This is a genomic window from Rahnella woolbedingensis (assembly GCF_003602095.1).
Lineage (GTDB): Bacteria > Pseudomonadota > Gammaproteobacteria > Enterobacterales > Enterobacteriaceae > Rahnella > Rahnella woolbedingensis.
Window position 1 is genome coordinate 1 of sequence record NZ_RAHH01000111.1, and the last position, 320, is coordinate 320.

Below are 320 nucleotides of genomic sequence, written 5' to 3' on the forward strand. Positions count from 1 at the left end.
TGTTCTTTTTCTTTCAATTCAGCTTTAGGGCAACCACTTTTGCTGCATTTACTGGTAATAGTGATCGTTCCTTCCGCTCCTGTTCCGTCATCAAGTAGCGTGAAACGGGCAGGATTTTCTACCGGCCAGGTATGCTTCTCTTTTTGCTTGGGAAAGTCAGCAACGATTTTATGAAGGCAGGGCTCAGGCATGCCACATTCGGCACACGCTTTTCCTGCTGTTGATGAGGGTGACGCCATGATGTTAGTTTCCTTACTCAGGGATATATCCCAGTTCCTTTAATAACAATTTTTCAACCCGGTAATAGATGGACTGATCCT

General features: G+C 45.0%; 1 pseudogene. It reads right to left on the reverse strand.

Annotated elements, in window-relative coordinates:
• Positions 1 to 239, reverse strand: a pseudogene (locus D6C13_RS25445) (hypothetical protein); the annotation flags it as partial.
• Between the last annotated feature and the right edge of the window lie 81 nt (positions 240 to 320).